We start from the raw sequence: 15718 nt of genomic DNA on the forward strand, positions 1-15718 counted from the left end.
ACATGACTGACGAACACCGCTTCGGCTTCCGCACGCGCGCACTGCACGCGGGAGGAACACCGGATGCCGCGACCGGCGCCCGCGCCGTGCCGATCTACCAGACCTCCTCCTTCGTCTTCGACGACGCGACGGATGCCGCGAACCTGTTCGCGCTGCAGAAGTACGGCAACATCTACTCGCGCATCGGCAACCCGACGGTCGCTGCACTCGAGGAGCGCCTCGCGTCCCTCGAGGGCGGCATCGGCGCAGTGGCGACCGCCTCCGGGATGAGCGCCGAGTTCATCACCTTCGCCGCGCTCGTCGGTGTCGGCGACCACGTCGTCGCCTCGGCGCAGCTCTACGGCGGCACCGTCACCCAGCTCGACGTGACGCTCCGCCGTTTCGGGGTCGACACGACGTTCGTCGCCTCGAGCGACCCGGCGGACTACGCTGCGGCGATCCGCCCCGAGACGAAGGTGCTCTACGTCGAGACGATCGGCAACCCGTCGGGGGAGATCGCCGACATCGAGGGCCTCGCCGAGGTCGCACACGCGGCCGGCATCCCCCTCGTCGTCGACTCGACGCTCGCGACGCCGTATCTGGCCCGGCCCCTCGAGCACGGCGCCGACATCGTCATCCACTCGGTCACCAAGTTCCTCGGCGGGCACGGCACCACCCTCGGCGGCGTGGTCGTAGAGAGGGGCACGTTCGACTGGGGCAACGGCAAGTTCCCGCAGATGACCGAGCCCGTCGCCTCCTACGGCGGCATCAAGTGGTGGGACAACTTCGGCGAGTACGGCTTCCTCACCAAGCTCCGGAGCGAACAGCTCCGTGACATCGGCGCCGCGCTCAGCCCGCACTCGGCCTTCCTCCTTCTCCAGGGTGTCGAGACGCTTCCGCAGCGCATCGACGCGCACCTGTCGAACGCCCGGATCGTGGCGGAGTGGCTGGACTCGGACCCCCGCGTCTCGTTCGTGACGTGGGCGGGGCTCCCGAGCCACCCGCACCATGCCCGCGCCGAGAAGTACCTTCCGCTCGGGCCGGGCTCGGTCTTCGCCTTCGGCGTGAAGGCCGCCGAGGAGTCCGCGACCGAGGAGGAGCGGGTGGCCGCCGGGCGCCGCGCGGGGGAGGCTGTCATCGACGCGCTGCAGCTCGCCTCGCACCTCGCCAACATCGGCGATGCCCGGACCCTCGTCATCCATCCCGCCTCGACGACGCACCAGCAGCTGAGTGCCGACCAGCTCACCGCGGCCGGCGTGCCCGCCGACCTCATCCGCATCTCGGTCGGTCTCGAAGACCCCGAGGACATCGTGTGGGACCTCGACCAGGCCCTCACCCGAGCCACAGGAGTCAGCCGATGACCGATCCGAACACGTGCGCCGTCCCGCAGCCCGCCTCCACCGACGGTGCGACGTGCGCGCTTCCGAGTGCGCCCGAGGCCGGGCATCCGGCGCGCACGTGGCCCGCCGCCGGGCCGCAGGAGCGGTTCGAGATCCTCCGCGCGGCGAAGTCGATCGCAATCGTCGGCGCCTCCGACAACCCGGCACGAGCGAGCTACTTCGTCGCGACCTACCTCAGCGGCAGCTCGCCCTACGACGTCTACTACGTCAATCCGCGCGCGACGGAGATCCTCGGACAACCGGCGTACGCGTCGCTCGCCGACCTCCCCGTCGTCCCGGATATCGTCGACGTCTTCCGCAAGCACGACGACCTCCCGGGCGTCGCACAGGAGGCGGTGGATGCCGGTTCCTCGACCCTTTGGCTGCAGCTCGGGTCGTGGCACGAAGGGGCTGCGAAGATCGCCGCCGATGCCGGACTCTCGGTCGTCATGGACCGGTGCGTCAAGATCGAGCACGCCCGGTTCCACGGCGGACTCCACCTCGCCGGCTTCGACACCGGCGTGCTCAGCTCGAAGCGGCAACTCCTGAGCCGCTGAGCGCGCGCCTGCGCCGCAGGGGAGCGGTGCGACCTGTAGACTGGGGGGATGCCGTGCCGCGATCTCGCGCAGTCTGGCAGACATCTCGCCTCACCGATCCTGGAGGACCACCATGGCCAACCGTGACCAGGGCATCATCGACCCGCCCATTGACGCACTGCTCAACAAGGTCGACTCGAAGTACCAGCTCGTCATCTACGCATCCAAGCGCGCGCGTCAGATCAACGACTACTACTCGGACCTCCACGAGGGGAACCTCTTCGACAACGTGGGCCCGCTCGTCGACTCGAACGTCGAGGACAAGCCGCTGACGATCGCCCTCCACGAGATCCACGAGGACAAGCTGCGCCTGCGCGCGGCCGAGTGACCTCAACGTCATGACCCGGGCGCCACACGGCGTCATTCTCATGCCCGCGTGTCCCCCGTGTCGGGGACCGCGGGCATGATGGTTTTCACACCCCCGATCCGCCCTCTGGAGGACCGATGAGCGCGCTGCGCCTGTTCACGTCGGAGTCTGTGACCGAAGGTCACCCCGACAAGATTTGCGACCAGATCTCCGACAGCATCCTCGATGCGCTCCTCGCGGTCGACCGCGGCAGCCGCGTCGCCGTCGAGACTCTCGTCACCACGGGTCTCGTGCACGTTGCCGGCGAGGTGCGCACGGACGGCTACGTCGACATCCCGGGGATCGTCCGCCGTGTCGTGAACCGCATCGGCTACACCTCGTCCGAGACCGGCTTCGACGGCGACTCGTGCGGCGTCACGGTGTCGATCGGCGAGCAGTCCGGCGACATCGCCGCGGGTGTCGACAATGCGATCGAGCACCGCGAGGGCGGCTCCGTCGACCCCGTCGACGCGCTCGGCGCAGGCGACCAGGGCATCATGTTCGGCTACGCGACGAACGAGACGCCCTCGTACATGCCGACCGCGATCTGGACGGCCCACCGCCTCGCCGAACGGCTGACCGATGCCCGTCGTAACGGCGCGCTCCCGTTCCTCCGGCCCGACGGCAAGACGCAGGTGACCCTCGGCTACGACGGCACAACGCCGCGGACGGTCGACACCGTCGTCCTGTCCACGCAGCACCACCCCGACATCTCGCTTCCGGCGCTCCGCGCCGCGGTTCAGGCGGAGGTCATCGACCCGATCCTGGCGCAGACGGGCCTCGATGTCTCGAACGTCCGCTACGTCATCAACCCGGCAGGACCGTTCGTCGTGGGCGGACCGAAGGGCGACGCGGGTCTCACCGGCCGCAAGATCATCATCGACACGTACGGCGGCGCCGCGCGGCACGGCGGCGGTGCGTTCAGCGGCAAGGATCCCTCCAAGGTCGACCGCTCGGCCGCGTACGCGATGCGCTGGGTCGCCAAGAACGCGGTCGCCGCAGGGCTCGCCGACCGCCTCGAGGTGCAGGTCGCGTACGCCATCGGCCGTGCCGCCCCCGTCGGGCTCTACGTCGAATCGTTCGGTACGGGCCATGTCTCCGACGAGAAGATCACCGCCGCGATCCGCGACGTCTTCGATCTGCGCCCGCAGGCGATCATCGACGACCTGGACCTCCTCCGTCCGATCTACGCGCAGACGGCGGCCTACGGGCATTTCGGGCGCGAGCTGCCCGAGTTCACGTGGGAGCGCACGGACCGCGTCGACGCGTTGCGGACCGCCGCCGGGCTCTGAACGCCCGTGATCGACGTCGCCCGCATCCTCCTCGACTCGTCGCTGCCGCAGCTCGATCGACTCTTCGACTACGCCGTTCCTGACGCCCTGAGCGCTGACGCCCAGCCGGGCGTGCGTGTGAAGGTCCCGCTTCGCAGCGCGGGTCGGATGATCGAGGGCTGGGTCATCGAGCGGGCCGAGGTCGAGCCCGGCGGGCGGCCGTTGTCCGAAGTGGCATCGGTGGTCTCGGCTGTGCCGGTGCTCCCGGCCTCTCTCTACGAGCTGGCTCGGCGGGTCGCCGACCGCGCCGCCGGCTCGGCGAGCGACGTCCTCCGTCTCGCGATCCCGAAGCGGATGGTGCGTGCCGAGAAGGCCTGGGTCGCTGCCGATGCGACCCCGTTACCCGAGGTGGATCCGGATGCCGCGGCTCGCGCACGCGAACTGACGGCGACCTACCCGGGCCTCGCCGACGCGGTCCTCGCCGGGGAGCGCATCGCTCTCGACGCACCGCCGCATCCGATGCCGGGCGCGCTGCGCGGCGCATGGGCCGACCTGCTGGCCGCTCTCGCCACGCTCGTACTCGACGGCGGGAAGAGCGCCCTCATCGTCGTGCCGGATCATCGCGACCAGTCGCAGATCCTCGATGCCCTCGCGACTCTTGTTCCCGACGATGCCGTCGTCCGTGACGATGCGCGGCGCTCCGGCCCAGAGCGTTTCGCCACCTACCTGCGGCTCCTGAGCCCCGCTCCCTGCATCGTGGTGGGCAACCGCTCGACGGTCTACGCGCCCGCGCACGACGTGGGTGGTGTGTTCGTCTGGGACGACGGCGACCCGCTCCTGGCGGAGCAGTTGAGCCCGGGTGTCCACGCGAGGGACGCCGCGCTCGTCCGTCAGGAGGAGGAGCATTCGGCTCTCGTCTTCGCCGGGCACACGCGCACGACCGATGTCGAACGTCTCGTGCAGCTCGGGTGGCTGCGCGAGGTCCCGGCGGTGCGGCGCGCCAGCCCGCGCGTCGTGTTGTCAGCGACGCACGAGGCCGAGCACCGCGGCGCGCGCGTGCCGTCCGCCGCGTTCGGCGCCGCGCGGGAGGCGCTGCAGCACGGACCGGTGCTCGTCCAGGTCGCGCGGCCCGGGTACTCACCAGTTCTCGTCTGCGCGGAGTGTCGAACGCCCGCTCGCTGTCGGCACTGTGCCGGTCCGCTCCGCGCGCGTCGTCCCGGGGCGACCCCGGACTGCGGCTGGTGCGGACGTTCGGCTCCGAACTGGGCGTGTGCGAACTGCGCCGGCACGAGGTTCCGGATGGCCTCGTCCGGCAGTGAGCGGACGGCCGACGAGCTCGGTCGGGCGTTTCCCGGCATCCGCGTCATCGTCGCCGACGGCGATCACCCCGTCGCGGCGGTCGACGCACGGCCTGCTCTCGTGATCGCGACGCGAGGTGCCGAGCCCCCCGCGGAGGGCGGCTATCGAGCGGTCATCCTGCTCGACGGCGACAAGATGCTCATGACCGAGCAGCTGCGGATCGGCGAGTCGTGCCTCCGCTGGTGGTCGAACGCCGCCGCGTTGGCGGCCCCCGGTGCGCCGGTGCACCTCGTGGGTGTCACCGGTCCCGTGGCGCGGGCACTGGCGACGTGGACGCATCCCGCATACGCCCGGATGGAACTCGCCGACCGTGCCCCGCTCCTCATGCCGCCGACGGTCCGGGTCGCCGCTGTCGAGGGGGTCACGGCATCCGTCGATCGCGCCCTCGCAGAACTCCGCGAGGCGGTGCCGGATCTCGGGCCGCTCGCCGTGCTCGGGCCCGTCCCGACCGACGACGGCGCGCGCGCTCTGGTGCGGGTCGACTACGCGCACGGGCGCCCCGTCGCCGAGCAGTTGCGGGCGTCCGTCGTGGCCGATGCCGTCCGCGGACGCCGTCGAGGTCCGGGACCCCGGACTACACTCAGGGTTCGGCTCGATGTGCCCGAGCTCGATCTGTGAGGACCTGCATGCGCGTCGTTTTCGCCGGAACCCCCGACCCGGCCGTCCCCTCCCTCCGTGCTCTCGCGGCTTCCTCGCATGAGGTCGTCGGCGTCGTCACCCGCCGTGATGCGCCGATCGGGCGCAAACGCGTCATGACACCGTCGCCCGTGGCGGTGGCCGCCGCCGAGCTCGGCCTGCCGATCATCAAGGCCGATCGCCTCGACGAGACGGCGACAGCGGAGATCTCCGCCCTCGACGCCGAGCTGGGTGTCATCGTCGCGTACGGCGGGCTGGTGCGGGAGCCCCTTCTGTCGACGCCGTCGCAAGGCTGGATCAACCTGCACTTCTCGCTGCTGCCGCGCTGGCGGGGAGCTGCGCCCGTGCAGCATGCGCTCATCGCGGGGGACCGGGTGACCGGCGCCGCCGTCTTCCAGCTCGTTCCGGCCCTCGACGCCGGCGACGTCTTCGAGGAGCTGCGCTGCGACGTCCCGCGCGGAGCCACCGCGGGCGACGTGCTCGCTGATCTCGCGATGTCGGGGGCCGACCTGGTGACGCGGGTGGTCGACGCGATCGCCGATGGCACCGCCGTCGCGACGCCGCAGTCCGGCGAGGCGACGCTGGCGCCCAAGCTGACGCAGGCCGACGGCGCCCTCGACCTCTCGCAGCCCGCTGACCGCGTCATCGACCGCTTCCGTGGCACGACACCGGAACCCGGCGCGCACGTCTCGCTCGACGGTCAGCGGGTGAAGGTCCTCGCCGCCCTGCGCGGTGCCGACGCACCCTTGGAGCCCGGCCAGATCGCCCTCGTCGAGCGTGACGTGCTCGTCGGCGCGGGGGAGGGCGCGGTTCTTCTGAAGACCGTGCAGCCCGCGGGAAAGGGCCCCATGGCCGCCGCCGACTGGTGGCGGGGGCTCCGGTCCGACGATCCGCGCCTCGACCTGCCGGGGGTGGCCTCGTGAGTGCTGCCCGGGACGTCGCCTACACCGTCATCCGCGCCGTCGGAGAGGACGACGCCTACGCCAACCTCCTGCTGCCGCGCGAGCTCGAGCGGGCTCGGCTGACGACGGCGGATGCCGCTCTCGCCACCGAACTGACCTACGGAACGCTCCGTCGCATCGGCACCTATGACGCGATCATCGAGATGGCCGCCTCGCGATCGACCGCAGAGATCGACGCCGCAGTCCTCGACGCCCTGCGGCTGGGAACCCACCAGCTCCTCGCCACGCGCGTGCCGTCCCACGCAGCGGTCCACGAGACCGTCGACCTCGTCGGCCGCGTTGCCGGACGACGCGCGACGGGCTTCGCCAACGCGGTGCTCCGACGCGTGTCCGAGCGGGACGAGGAGGAGTGGCTGACGCGCATCGAGGATGCCGCCCGCTCCGACGACGAACGCCTCTCCGTCCGTTATGCGCACCCGGTGTGGATCATCCGCGCTTTCCGCCGCGCGCTGGCCGCCGAGGGACGCGAGGACGAACTGCTCGAGCTCCTCGCGGCCGACAACGCGGCGCCGACTGTCACCCTCGCCGCCCTGCCCGGCGTGGGGGAGATCCCGGAAGGCTCCGAACGGACGCCGTACTCGCCCATCGGGTTCCGCCTCGCCGGCGGCGACCCGGATCGGATCGTGAGAGGCTCCGGAGGCGCGGTGCGCGTGCAGGACGAGGGCTCCCAGCTCGCCGCCCTCGCGCTGACCCGCGCGCTGCCGATCCGCGCGGGGGAGCGCTGGCTCGATCTGTGTGCAGCGCCCGGCGGTAAGACGGCGGTCCTGGCGGCGGAAGCCGTCGCCCACGAGGCGCACCTCGAGGCGAACGAGCTCTCCGCGTCGCGAGCCCGGTTGGTGCGGCAGTCCGTCGCGGCAGTTCCGATCGAGGTCCCCGTGTCGGAGGAGGACGGGCGCACCCGCGCGGGGCGCGGCGTGTACGACCGGATCCTCGTGGACGCACCCTGCACGGGACTCGGCGCGCTCCGACGCCGTCCCGAGGCGCGGTGGCGGAAAGCCCCCGCCGACGTGCCCGAACTCACGCAGTTGCAGACCGAGCTGCTCACCGCGGCCGTCGCCGCTCTCGCTCCCGGCGGTATCGTCGCCTACGTCACGTGCTCGCCTCACCTCGCCGAGACGGCCGGAGTGGTCGCCGAGGTGCAGCGCCATTTCGGTGCGGAACTCACACAGCTCGACGCCCGGGAGGTCCTCTCGAGCGTCGCCGGTGACGCCCTCGACCTCTCGGCGCCCGGCGACGGGTCGGGACGCGCGCAGCTGTGGCCCCACCGGCACGGCACCGACGCGATGTCGATCTGGCTGCTGCGCCGCTCCTGACGCTCAGCCGACCGCGCCCGGCGATAATGGCTGACGTGGCCGACTTCGACGTACGCATCAACCCCAGCATCCTCGCCGCCGACTTCGTGAACATGCAGGCCGAGCTCGCGCGCATCGCGACGGCCGACTTCGTCCACGTCGACGTCATGGACAACCACTTCGTGCCGAACCTCACGTTCGGCCCGCAGATGGTGGAACGGATCCAGGCGACGAGCCCCGTGCCCCTCGACGTCCACCTCATGATCAGCGACGCCGACCGGTGGGCGCCGGAGTACGCGGAGATCGGCGCGGCATCCGTCACGTTCCACCTCGAAGCAGCCGCGCAGCCGGTCGACCTCGCGCGTCGGCTCCGCTCGATCGGTGCGCGTGCCGGCGTCGCCGTGAAGCCCGCGACACCCGTCGAGCAGCTGTTCGAGGTGCTGGACGAGTTCGACCAGATTCTCGTCATGACGGTCGAGCCGGGCTTCGGGGGGCAGAGCTTCATGGCCGACCAGATGCCCAAACTCCGCCGCCTCGCCGACGAGGCCCGCCGTCGCGGGTCCCAGGTCTGGCTGCAGGTCGACGGCGGCATCGGCGAATCGACCATCGCGCAGGCAGCGGATGCCGGTGCCGACACGTTCGTGGCAGGCTCAGCGGTCTTCGGTGCAGACGACCCCGGCACCGCGATCACGGCTCTCCGGTCGGCCGCGGCATTCGCTCACCGCCACTGACCGTCACCCGGACCGGCCGGGATCGACGGGCCGGTACCCTGGGAGGTGTGAAGACCTTCGACGGACTGTTCTCCGAGCTGAGCGAGACGGCGGCGACGCGTCCTGAGGGATCCGGCACCGTCGCCCAGCTGGACCGCGGCGTCCACGCCATCGGCAAGAAGATCGTCGAAGAGGCGGCCGAGGTCTGGATGGCGGCCGAGTACCAGTCGGATGCCGAGACGGCCGAGGAGATCTCGCAGCTGCTCTACCACCTGCAGGTGCTGATGCTCGCGAAGGGCCTGACGCTCGAGGATGTGTACCGACATCTCTGATCGGTCCCTCCTCCCGTCCGCCCACCTCCACTCTGAAAGACGCTCCATGCTGCGCATCGCCGTCCCCAACAAGGGGATGCTCGCCGAAACCACCGCGGGGATGCTCGCCGAAGCCGGGTACATCGGCCGACGTGACCCGAAGGACCTGCATGTCATCGACCCGATCAACGACGTCGAGTTCTTCTACCTCCGCCCCAAAGACATCGCCACCTACGTCGGCTCGGGTGCGCTCGACGTCGGCATCACCGGTCGCGACCTCCTGCTCGACGCACGGATGCCGGGCGCGCGCGAGATCGAACAGCTCGGCTTCGGGGGCTCGACGTTCCGCTTTGCCGGCCCTCCCGGACGCTTCACCGAGCTCGCCGACCTCGACGGCCTGCGCGTCGCCACCGCCTACCCCGGTCTCGTCGACGCGTACCTCGATGAGCACGGTGTGGCCGTCGACCTCGTTCCGCTCGACGGCGCAGTGGAGTCCGCGGTGCAGCTCGGGGTGGCCGACGCGGTCGCCGACGTCGTCTCGACCGGCACGACGCTCCGTCAGGCGGGGCTCGAGATCTTCGGTCCCGTCCTCCTCGAGTCCGAGGCCGTTCTCATCGGTTCCCCCACGCCGGCCGAGGGCACCGAGACGCTCCTCCGACGCCTCCGAGGCGTGCTCGTCGCTCGTCGGTACGTGCTCATCGACTACGACCTGCCCGCGCACCTCGTCGACCAGGCGGTCGCCTTGGCGCCGGGCATCGAGTCTCCGACCATCTCTCCGCTGCGTGACCCGGAGTGGGTGGCCGTCCGGGTCATGAGCCCGCGGAAGACGGTCAACCAGGTCATGGATTCGCTGTACGAGATGGGCGCGCGCGCGATCCTCGTGACGGCGATCCACAACGCGAGGCTGTGACGTGTCACTCGTCTCTCGCGTGATCCCGTGTCTCGACGTCGCTGCCGGCAGGGTCGTCAAAGGCGTCAACTTCGAGAACCTGCGCGAGATGGGCGACCCCGTCGAACTCGCGCGCCGGTACTACGAGCAGGGCGCGGACGAGATCACGTTCCTCGACGTGACGGCGACGGTCGACGCGCGGGACACGACCTACGACGTCGTCCAGCGGACCGCCGAACAGGTGTTCATCCCGCTCACGGTCGGCGGCGGAGTCCGCTCCGCCGAAGACGTCGCGAAACTGTTGGGTGTCGGTGCGGACAAGGTGGGTGTCAACTCGGCGGCGATCGCTCGGCCCGAGCTGGTGGGCGAGATCGCCGACCGTTTCGGCGCCCAGGTTCTCGTCCTCTCACTCGATGTGAAGCGCGCTCCGGGGACGGCATCCGGTTTCGCCGTGACGACCCACGGCGGCCGCACGCTCACCGCCCTCGACGCCCTCGCCTGGGCGCGCGAAGCGATCGAGCGGGGTGCGGGCGAGCTCCTGGTGAACTCGATCGACGCCGACGGCACGAAGGACGGCTTCGATCTCGAGCTCGTCTCCGCGATGCGCGAGGTCTCGTCCGTCCCCGTCATCGCCTCGGGCGGCGCGGGGGATGCGGCGCACTTCGCCCCCGCGATCGCCGCCGGAGCCGACGCGGTGCTTGCGGCATCCGTCTTCCACTCCGGTCAGCTGACCATCGCAGACGTGAAGGACGCCCTCGTGTCAGCGGGTGTGGAGGTGCGGCGATGACCCGGTCGATCGAGGAGCGCATGGCGCGCGTCGTATACAACGCCGACGGTCTCGTGCCCGCGATCGTGCAGCAGCACGACACGCGCGAGGTCCTGATGCTCGGATGGATGGATGCCGAGGCGCTCCGCCGCACGCTGACCGAGGGACGCGTGACGTTCTGGTCCCGGTCGCGTCAGGAGTACTGGCGCAAGGGCGACACGTCCGGCCACGCCCAGTTCGTGCACGGAGTCCGTCTGGACTGCGACGGCGACACGCTCCTCGTGAGCGTGCACCAGGTGGGCGCGGCCTGCCACACGGGCGACCGCACGTGCTTCGACGCCGACGATCTCGAGCCCCTCGTCGGCGAGTTCTCGTGAACGAGGCGACGTCGCGCCGCACGCGGCTCGCGGCCGTGCTGGCGATCCTCATCGGCGGCGCCCTCGGCATCATCGGCTCGACGCAGACGTGGCTCGAAGCCTCGATCGACGACGGTTCGCAGGTGCCCGTCGCGGTTCCGGGTGCCGACGCCCTCGCCGTGCTCGCGCCGCTCAGCCTCGCCGCGCTCGCGCTCGCTCTCGCTCTCACCATCGTGGGTCGCGTGCTCCGTTACGTCTTCGCGGTGATCGCGGTCGCGCTCGGCGCCGGTCTGGGGTGGGGCTCCTTCCGCATCGCCTCGCAGCGCCCCGTGGACGCCGTCGCCGGTCCCGTGACGGATGCCACGGGCTTGAGCGGCGAGCAGGGGATCGCCGGCATCGTGTCGAGCGTCACGGCGACGCCGTGGCCGTCCGTCACCGTTGCGGCATCCGTCCTCATCGTCCTCGGCGGGGGGATCGCCCTCGCCACCGCGCATCGGTGGACCGCAGCGGGGCGGAAGTACCGCACGGATCGCGCGGCAGGACCCCGCGACAGCATCGATTCCTGGGATGATCTCTCGCGTGGTGAAGACCCGACGAGCTGAGCTCTGAGGGCGGGGGAGGACGGACGCCCCGCTAGACTGATGAGGCGACCCCGGTCGCGCCACACAATCCATGCTTCGCATCGAAGGAGAACTATGAGCGGCATCGAGGACCCCGGACACGGACACTCCCCGGCGGCATGGACGACGGTTGTGATCATGCTCGTCGCGGTGACGCTCGGCACCGTCTTCTTCTTCTTCGACATGCCGGTGCTGGTCTGGCTGTCCGTCGTCCTCCTGGTCATCGGCCTCGTCGTCGGGTTCATCATGACCAAGGTCGGCTACGGCGTCGGCGGCGCCAAGACGATCTCGAAGCAGCACTGACGTGCTCGCCGACCTGACGGCCGGCGCGGTGGAGGATGCACGAGAGCGCGAGGCCGTCCGCCCGTTGGCGGTGGTCGAGAAACTCGCCCTCGCGCAGCCTGCCGCGATCGATGCCCTGGCCGCTCTCGCACCCGCTGATCGCGTCAAGATCATCGCCGAGGTCAAGCGGGCGAGTCCGTCTCGCGGCGACCTCGCCGACATTCCCGACCCTGCCCTGCAGGCCCGCCGGTACGAGATCGGTGGCGCGTCCGCGATCTCGGTGCTGACCGAGCAGCGCAAGTTCAAGGGGTCGCTGGCCGACCTCGAGGCCGTTCGGGCCGCGGTCACGCTGCCGGTGCTGCGCAAGGACTTCATCGCGACGCCGTACCAGGTGCTCGAGGCGCGCGCCGCCGGTGCTGATCTGGTGCTGTTGATCGTCGCCGGTCTCGAGCAACGAGTCCTCGCCGAGCTGTATGCGCTCGTGCAGGAACTCGGGATGACGCCGCTCGTCGAGACGCATTCGGCAGAAGAGGTGACGCGGGCCAACGACATCGGCGCGCGCCTCATCGGGATCAATGCCCGCAATCTCTCTACCTTCGAGCTCGACCGAGATCTCTTCGGTCGGCTCGCCCCCGAGCTCCCCGACGGCGTGATCAAAATCGCCGAATCGGCGGTGCTCTCACCCGCAGACGTCGCGCACTACCGCTCTGCCGGTGCCGATGTCGTCCTGATCGGTGAAGCCCTCGTCACGAACGATCCCGTGTCGACGCTCGCCGCGTTCCTGGAGGCAGGTTCATGAGTCTTCGCGAAGCCGCTGGCCCCTTCTTCGGCGATTTCGGCGGGCGCTACATGCCCGAGTCGCTCATCGCCGCGATCGACGAGCTGACGGCCGTCTACGAAGAGTCGAAGGCGGATCCGGCCTTCGCCGCCGAGTTCACGCACCTGCTCAACGTGTATGCCGGGCGCCCCTCCGCCCTCACGGAGGTGCCGCGGTTCGCCGAGCACGCCGGCGGTGCGCGGGTCTTCCTCAAACGCGAGGATCTCAATCACACGGGTTCCCACAAGATCAACAACGTCCTCGGTCAGGCGCTCATCACGAAGCGCCTCGGCAAGAAGCGCGTGATCGCCGAGACCGGTGCCGGACAGCACGGCGTCGCCACGGCGACCGCCGCGGCCCTCTTCGGGTTCGAGTGCACCATCTACATGGGCGAGGTCGACACCGAGCGTCAGGCACTCAACGTGGCACGGATGCGGCTCCTCGGCGCCGAGGTCGTACCCGTCACGACCGGCTCGCGCACCCTCAAGGACGCGATCAACGAGGCGTACCGCGACTGGGTCGCCTCGGTCGACACGACGAACTACATCTTCGGTACCGCCGCGGGCCCTCACCCATTCCCCGCGATGGTGCGCGATTTCCAGAAGATCATCGGCGAAGAGGCTCGACAGCAGCTGCTCGACGAGATCGGTCGCCTGCCCGATGCCGTCATCGCCTGCGTCGGCGGCGGATCGAACGCGATCGGCATGTTCAACGCCTTCCTCGATGACGACGATGTCGCGCTCTACGGGGTCGAGGCGGCGGGCGACGGTGTCGACACGCCGAAGCACGCGGCATCCATCGCTCGTGGACGGCCCGGCATCCTGCACGGGGCCAAGACGTTCGTCCTGCAGGACGAGGACGGCCAGACCACCGAGTCCCACTCGATCTCCGCCGGGCTCGACTACCCGGGCGTCGGGCCGGAGCACGCGTGGCTCTCGAGCATCGGGCGCGCCCAGTACATCCCCGCCACCGACACCGAGGCGATGGAGGCTCTCCGCCTCCTCAGCCGCACCGAGGGCATCATCCCCGCCATCGAGTCGGCGCACGCCCTTGCCGGTGCTCTTCGGATTGGCAAGGAGCTCGGTCCCGACGCGGTCCTCGCGATCAACCTCTCGGGCCGCGGCGACAAGGACATGGACACGGCCGCGCGCTGGTTCGAGCTCTACGACGCCGACAAGGAGCCCGTCGAGGTCCCCGCCGACCCGGAGCCCGGTAGCGGCGAGGGAGTCGAGCTGTGACGTCCCGCGTCGCGGCCGCCATAGCCGCAGCGAAAGAGGCGGGACGCGGCGCGTTCGTCGGCTACCTCCCGATCGGTTACCCCGACCTCCAGACGAGCATCGATGCAGCTGTCGCCCTCGCCGAGAACGGCGCCGACATCCTCGAGCTGGGTCCGCCGTACTCCGATCCCGTCATGGATGGCGTCGTGATCCAGGAAGCCACGCAGGCCGCTCTCGCGGCCGGGTTCCGCTTCCGTGACACCTTCACCGCGGTCCGCGCGATCGCGGAGCGCGTCGACGTGCCGATCGTGGTCATGACGTACTGGAACCCGGTCTTCCAGTACGGCGTCGATCGATTCGCCGACGACCTCGTCGCGGCGGGCGGCGCGGGTCTGATCACCCCCGACATCACTCCGGATGCGGCCGCGGACTGGATCGCCGCGTCGGAACGCACGGGCCTCGACCGCATCTTCCTCGCCGCGCCCTCCTCGACCGAGGAGCGCATCGCGATGATCGCCGAACACTCGACGGGCTTCGTCTACACCGTGTCCACGATGGGGATCACGGGGGAGCGGGCCGAACTGGATGCCGCTGCCCGCGCTCTCGTCGAACGCCTCCGTGCGCACGGTGTCGAGAACGCCTGCGTGGGCATCGGCATTTCGACGGCCGATCAGGTCGACGGTGTCCTGGACTACGCCGACGGCGCGATCGTGGGAACCGCGCTCGTCCGGGCTCTCCGTGACGGCGGTGTGGCGGGGCTCGCCGCCACGGCGCGCGAGCTGTCTCGCGGCGCAGGGCCACAGTCCATCACCGCGTAGACTCGCCGTCGTGACTTCTGCAGCCCTCTCCGTCGTCGCGAGCATTCCCAGCCCGCCGATCAGTTCGTTCCAGCTCGGCCCGCTGACGATCCACTTCTATGCCCTCTGCATCCTGGCGGGCATCGTCGTCGCGGCGTTCTGGACCAATCGCCGTCTTACGCAGCGCGGTGCCGAGCCGTGGGTGGTCATCGACATCTGCCTGCTCGCCGTGCCGCTCGCCATCATCGGGGCGCGCATCTTCCACGTCCTCACCCACCCGGGGTTCTACTTCGGTGAGGACAAGGACATCTGGGCGATCTTCCGCATCTGGGAGGGTGGCATCGCCATCTTCGGCGCCCTCATCGGCGGTGCGATCGGCGCCTGGCTCGGCTGCAAGTGGAGCGGCATCCGCTTCTGGACCTTCGCCGACGCGCTCGCGCCGGCGCTGTTGCTCGCCCAGGCGTTCGGCCGCTTCGGCAACTGGTTCAACCAGGAGCTGTACGGCCTGCCCACCGACCTCCCGTGGGGTCTGAAGATCGACTACCCGAACTCCGCCTGGCCGGCAGGACTTCCCGAGGACACCCTCTTCCACCCGACCTTCCTGTACGAGGTCATCTGGAACGTCATGGGCGTCATCATCATCGCCGCCGCCGGGCGTCGCTTCCGTCTGCAGTGGGGCCGCCTGTTCGGTTTGTACCTCGTCTGGTACTCCGCGGGGCGCATCGTCTGGGAGTCGATTCGCATCGATCCGAGCGAAGTCTTCCTCGGCCTCCGCACGAACGTGTGGGCCGCGATCTTCGGCGTCGTCGTGGGCCTGGCGATCATGATCGTGCAGAAGCGCCGTCACCCGGGCTGGGAGCCCTCGCCGTACCAGCCGGGTCGCGAGTGGACGCCTCCGGGCGGGGTACACTCGCAGGAAACCGATGACTTCGTGGACGTGAGCGCACCCCCCACGTCCGAAGAATCCTCCGACGGGGCCACAAGCTCCCTCACCACCCGATAGCAGCACCACAGGGCCGACGTCGTCCCAGGTTGAGCACCCATGTGAGGACGGTAGGCATGCCCTCCAGCTCCCGTCACGAAGACACCACGACCCGCACGACCGGAGTAACTCCCGGCGGTTCGTTCCCTGC

The 15718-nt window shown here is 70.2% G+C and carries 18 protein-coding genes; all 18 read left to right on the top strand.

Features of this window, described 5'->3' with window-relative positions; translation table 11 throughout:
- Window positions 1–2 precede the first annotated feature (2 nt).
- The 18 genes from ABQ271_RS07205 to lgt all read left to right on the top strand — a co-directional run bounded on the left by ABQ271_RS07205 (window position 3) and on the right by lgt (window position 15588).
- Complete coding sequence (locus ABQ271_RS07205) at window positions 3–1340, top strand: O-acetylhomoserine aminocarboxypropyltransferase/cysteine synthase family protein (protein WP_349310786.1); 1338 nt, start codon at window positions 3–5, stop codon at window positions 1338–1340.
- Window positions 1337–1915 (top strand): CoA-binding protein, encoded by a 579-nt coding sequence (locus ABQ271_RS07210; protein WP_349310787.1) that lies wholly within the window; start codon window positions 1337–1339, stop codon window positions 1913–1915. The genes ABQ271_RS07205 and ABQ271_RS07210 overlap by 4 nt, the downstream gene beginning before the upstream one ends.
- A gap of 112 nt (window positions 1916–2027) precedes the next feature.
- Window positions 2028–2282, top strand: coding sequence for a DNA-directed RNA polymerase subunit omega (gene rpoZ / locus ABQ271_RS07215; protein WP_018186758.1), 255 nt, complete (start codon window positions 2028–2030; stop codon window positions 2280–2282).
- Between the two features lie 116 nt (window positions 2283–2398).
- Window positions 2399–3592 carry a methionine adenosyltransferase gene (metK, locus tag ABQ271_RS07220; RefSeq protein ID WP_349310788.1) on the top strand — a complete coding sequence of 398 codons (1194 nt, stop codon included), beginning with the start codon at window positions 2399–2401 and terminating at the stop codon, window positions 3590–3592.
- A 6-nt stretch (window positions 3593–3598) separates the two neighbouring features.
- Window positions 3599–5548, top strand: a complete 1950-nt coding sequence (locus ABQ271_RS07225) for a primosomal protein N' (protein ID WP_349310789.1) — start codon at window positions 3599–3601, stop codon at window positions 5546–5548.
- Window positions 5549–5556: 8 nt separating this feature from the next.
- Complete coding sequence (gene fmt, locus ABQ271_RS07230) at window positions 5557–6489, top strand: methionyl-tRNA formyltransferase (protein ID WP_349310790.1); 933 nt, start codon at window positions 5557–5559, stop codon at window positions 6487–6489.
- Window positions 6486–7841, top strand: coding sequence for a transcription antitermination factor NusB (locus tag ABQ271_RS07235; protein WP_349310791.1), 1356 nt, complete (start codon window positions 6486–6488; stop codon window positions 7839–7841). The genes fmt and ABQ271_RS07235 overlap by 4 nt, the downstream gene beginning before the upstream one ends.
- A 26-nt stretch (window positions 7842–7867) precedes the next feature.
- Window positions 7868–8551 (top strand): ribulose-phosphate 3-epimerase, encoded by a 684-nt coding sequence (gene rpe, locus ABQ271_RS07240; protein ID WP_349310792.1) that lies wholly within the window; start codon window positions 7868–7870, stop codon window positions 8549–8551.
- A 47-nt stretch (window positions 8552–8598) separates the two neighbouring features.
- The gene (locus ABQ271_RS07245) at window positions 8599–8862 is read left to right on the top strand and encodes a phosphoribosyl-ATP diphosphatase (protein WP_036308987.1); all 264 of its coding nucleotides are present in this window, start codon (window positions 8599–8601) and stop codon (window positions 8860–8862) included.
- A gap of 46 nt (window positions 8863–8908) precedes the next feature.
- Complete coding sequence (gene hisG, locus ABQ271_RS07250; protein ID WP_349310793.1) at window positions 8909–9751, top strand: ATP phosphoribosyltransferase; 843 nt, start codon at window positions 8909–8911, stop codon at window positions 9749–9751.
- Between the two features lies 1 nt (window position 9752).
- Window positions 9753–10517: an imidazole glycerol phosphate synthase subunit HisF gene (gene hisF / locus ABQ271_RS07255; RefSeq protein WP_349310794.1), complete on the top strand. Its 765-nt coding sequence runs from the start codon at window positions 9753–9755 to the stop codon at window positions 10515–10517.
- Window positions 10514–10873: a phosphoribosyl-AMP cyclohydrolase gene (gene hisI / locus ABQ271_RS07260; RefSeq protein WP_349310795.1), complete on the top strand. Its 360-nt coding sequence runs from the start codon at window positions 10514–10516 to the stop codon at window positions 10871–10873. Before hisF ends, hisI begins: the two co-directional genes overlap by 4 nt.
- Window positions 10870–11454, top strand: coding sequence for a Trp biosynthesis-associated membrane protein (locus ABQ271_RS07265; protein ID WP_349310796.1), 585 nt, complete (start codon window positions 10870–10872; stop codon window positions 11452–11454). The genes hisI and ABQ271_RS07265 overlap by 4 nt, the downstream gene beginning before the upstream one ends.
- A gap of 93 nt (window positions 11455–11547) precedes the next feature.
- Window positions 11548–11775 (top strand): DUF6704 family protein, encoded by a 228-nt coding sequence (locus tag ABQ271_RS07270; RefSeq protein ID WP_349310797.1) that lies wholly within the window; start codon window positions 11548–11550, stop codon window positions 11773–11775.
- Window position 11776: 1 nt separating this feature from the next.
- Window positions 11777–12553, top strand: coding sequence for an indole-3-glycerol phosphate synthase TrpC (trpC, locus tag ABQ271_RS07275; protein WP_349310798.1), 777 nt, complete (start codon window positions 11777–11779; stop codon window positions 12551–12553).
- Complete coding sequence (gene trpB / locus ABQ271_RS07280; protein WP_349310799.1) at window positions 12550–13809, top strand: tryptophan synthase subunit beta; 1260 nt, start codon at window positions 12550–12552, stop codon at window positions 13807–13809. Before trpC ends, trpB begins: the two co-directional genes overlap by 4 nt.
- Window positions 13806–14606 carry a tryptophan synthase subunit alpha gene (trpA, locus tag ABQ271_RS07285; RefSeq protein WP_349310800.1) on the top strand — a complete coding sequence of 267 codons (801 nt, stop codon included), beginning with the start codon at window positions 13806–13808 and terminating at the stop codon, window positions 14604–14606. Before trpB ends, trpA begins: the two co-directional genes overlap by 4 nt.
- A 10-nt stretch (window positions 14607–14616) precedes the next feature.
- On the top strand, window positions 14617–15588 hold the full coding sequence (gene lgt, locus ABQ271_RS07290; protein WP_349310801.1) for a prolipoprotein diacylglyceryl transferase: 972 nt from the start codon (window positions 14617–14619) through the stop codon (window positions 15586–15588).
- Window positions 15589–15718 lie beyond the last annotated feature (130 nt).

The sequence above is a fragment of the Microbacterium sp. MM2322 genome, from assembly GCF_964186585.1.
Lineage (GTDB): Bacteria > Actinomycetota > Actinomycetes > Actinomycetales > Microbacteriaceae > Microbacterium.

What these genes read in the sequence shown, in the direction of transcription:
- metK (WP_349310788.1), top strand. Translation starts at nt 2,399, where the DNA reads ATGAGCGCGCTGCGCCTGTTCACGTCGGAGTCTGTGACCGAAGGTCAC.
- trpB (WP_349310799.1), top strand. Translation starts at nt 12,550, where the DNA reads ATGAGTCTTCGCGAAGCCGCTGGCCCCTTCTTCGGCGATTTCGGCGGG.
- rpe (WP_349310792.1), top strand. Translation starts at nt 7,868, where the DNA reads ATGGCTGACGTGGCCGACTTCGACGTACGCATCAACCCCAGCATCCTC.
- rpoZ (WP_018186758.1), top strand. Translation starts at nt 2,028, where the DNA reads ATGGCCAACCGTGACCAGGGCATCATCGACCCGCCCATTGACGCACTG.
- hisI (WP_349310795.1), top strand. Translation starts at nt 10,514, where the DNA reads ATGACCCGGTCGATCGAGGAGCGCATGGCGCGCGTCGTATACAACGCC.
- ABQ271_RS07205 (WP_349310786.1), top strand. Translation starts at nt 3, where the DNA reads ATGACTGACGAACACCGCTTCGGCTTCCGCACGCGCGCACTGCACGCG.
- ABQ271_RS07210 (WP_349310787.1), top strand. Translation starts at nt 1,337, where the DNA reads ATGACCGATCCGAACACGTGCGCCGTCCCGCAGCCCGCCTCCACCGAC.
- hisG (WP_349310793.1), top strand. Translation starts at nt 8,909, where the DNA reads ATGCTGCGCATCGCCGTCCCCAACAAGGGGATGCTCGCCGAAACCACC.
- ABQ271_RS07270 (WP_349310797.1), top strand. Translation starts at nt 11,548, where the DNA reads ATGAGCGGCATCGAGGACCCCGGACACGGACACTCCCCGGCGGCATGG.
- fmt (WP_349310790.1), top strand. Translation starts at nt 5,557, where the DNA reads ATGCGCGTCGTTTTCGCCGGAACCCCCGACCCGGCCGTCCCCTCCCTC.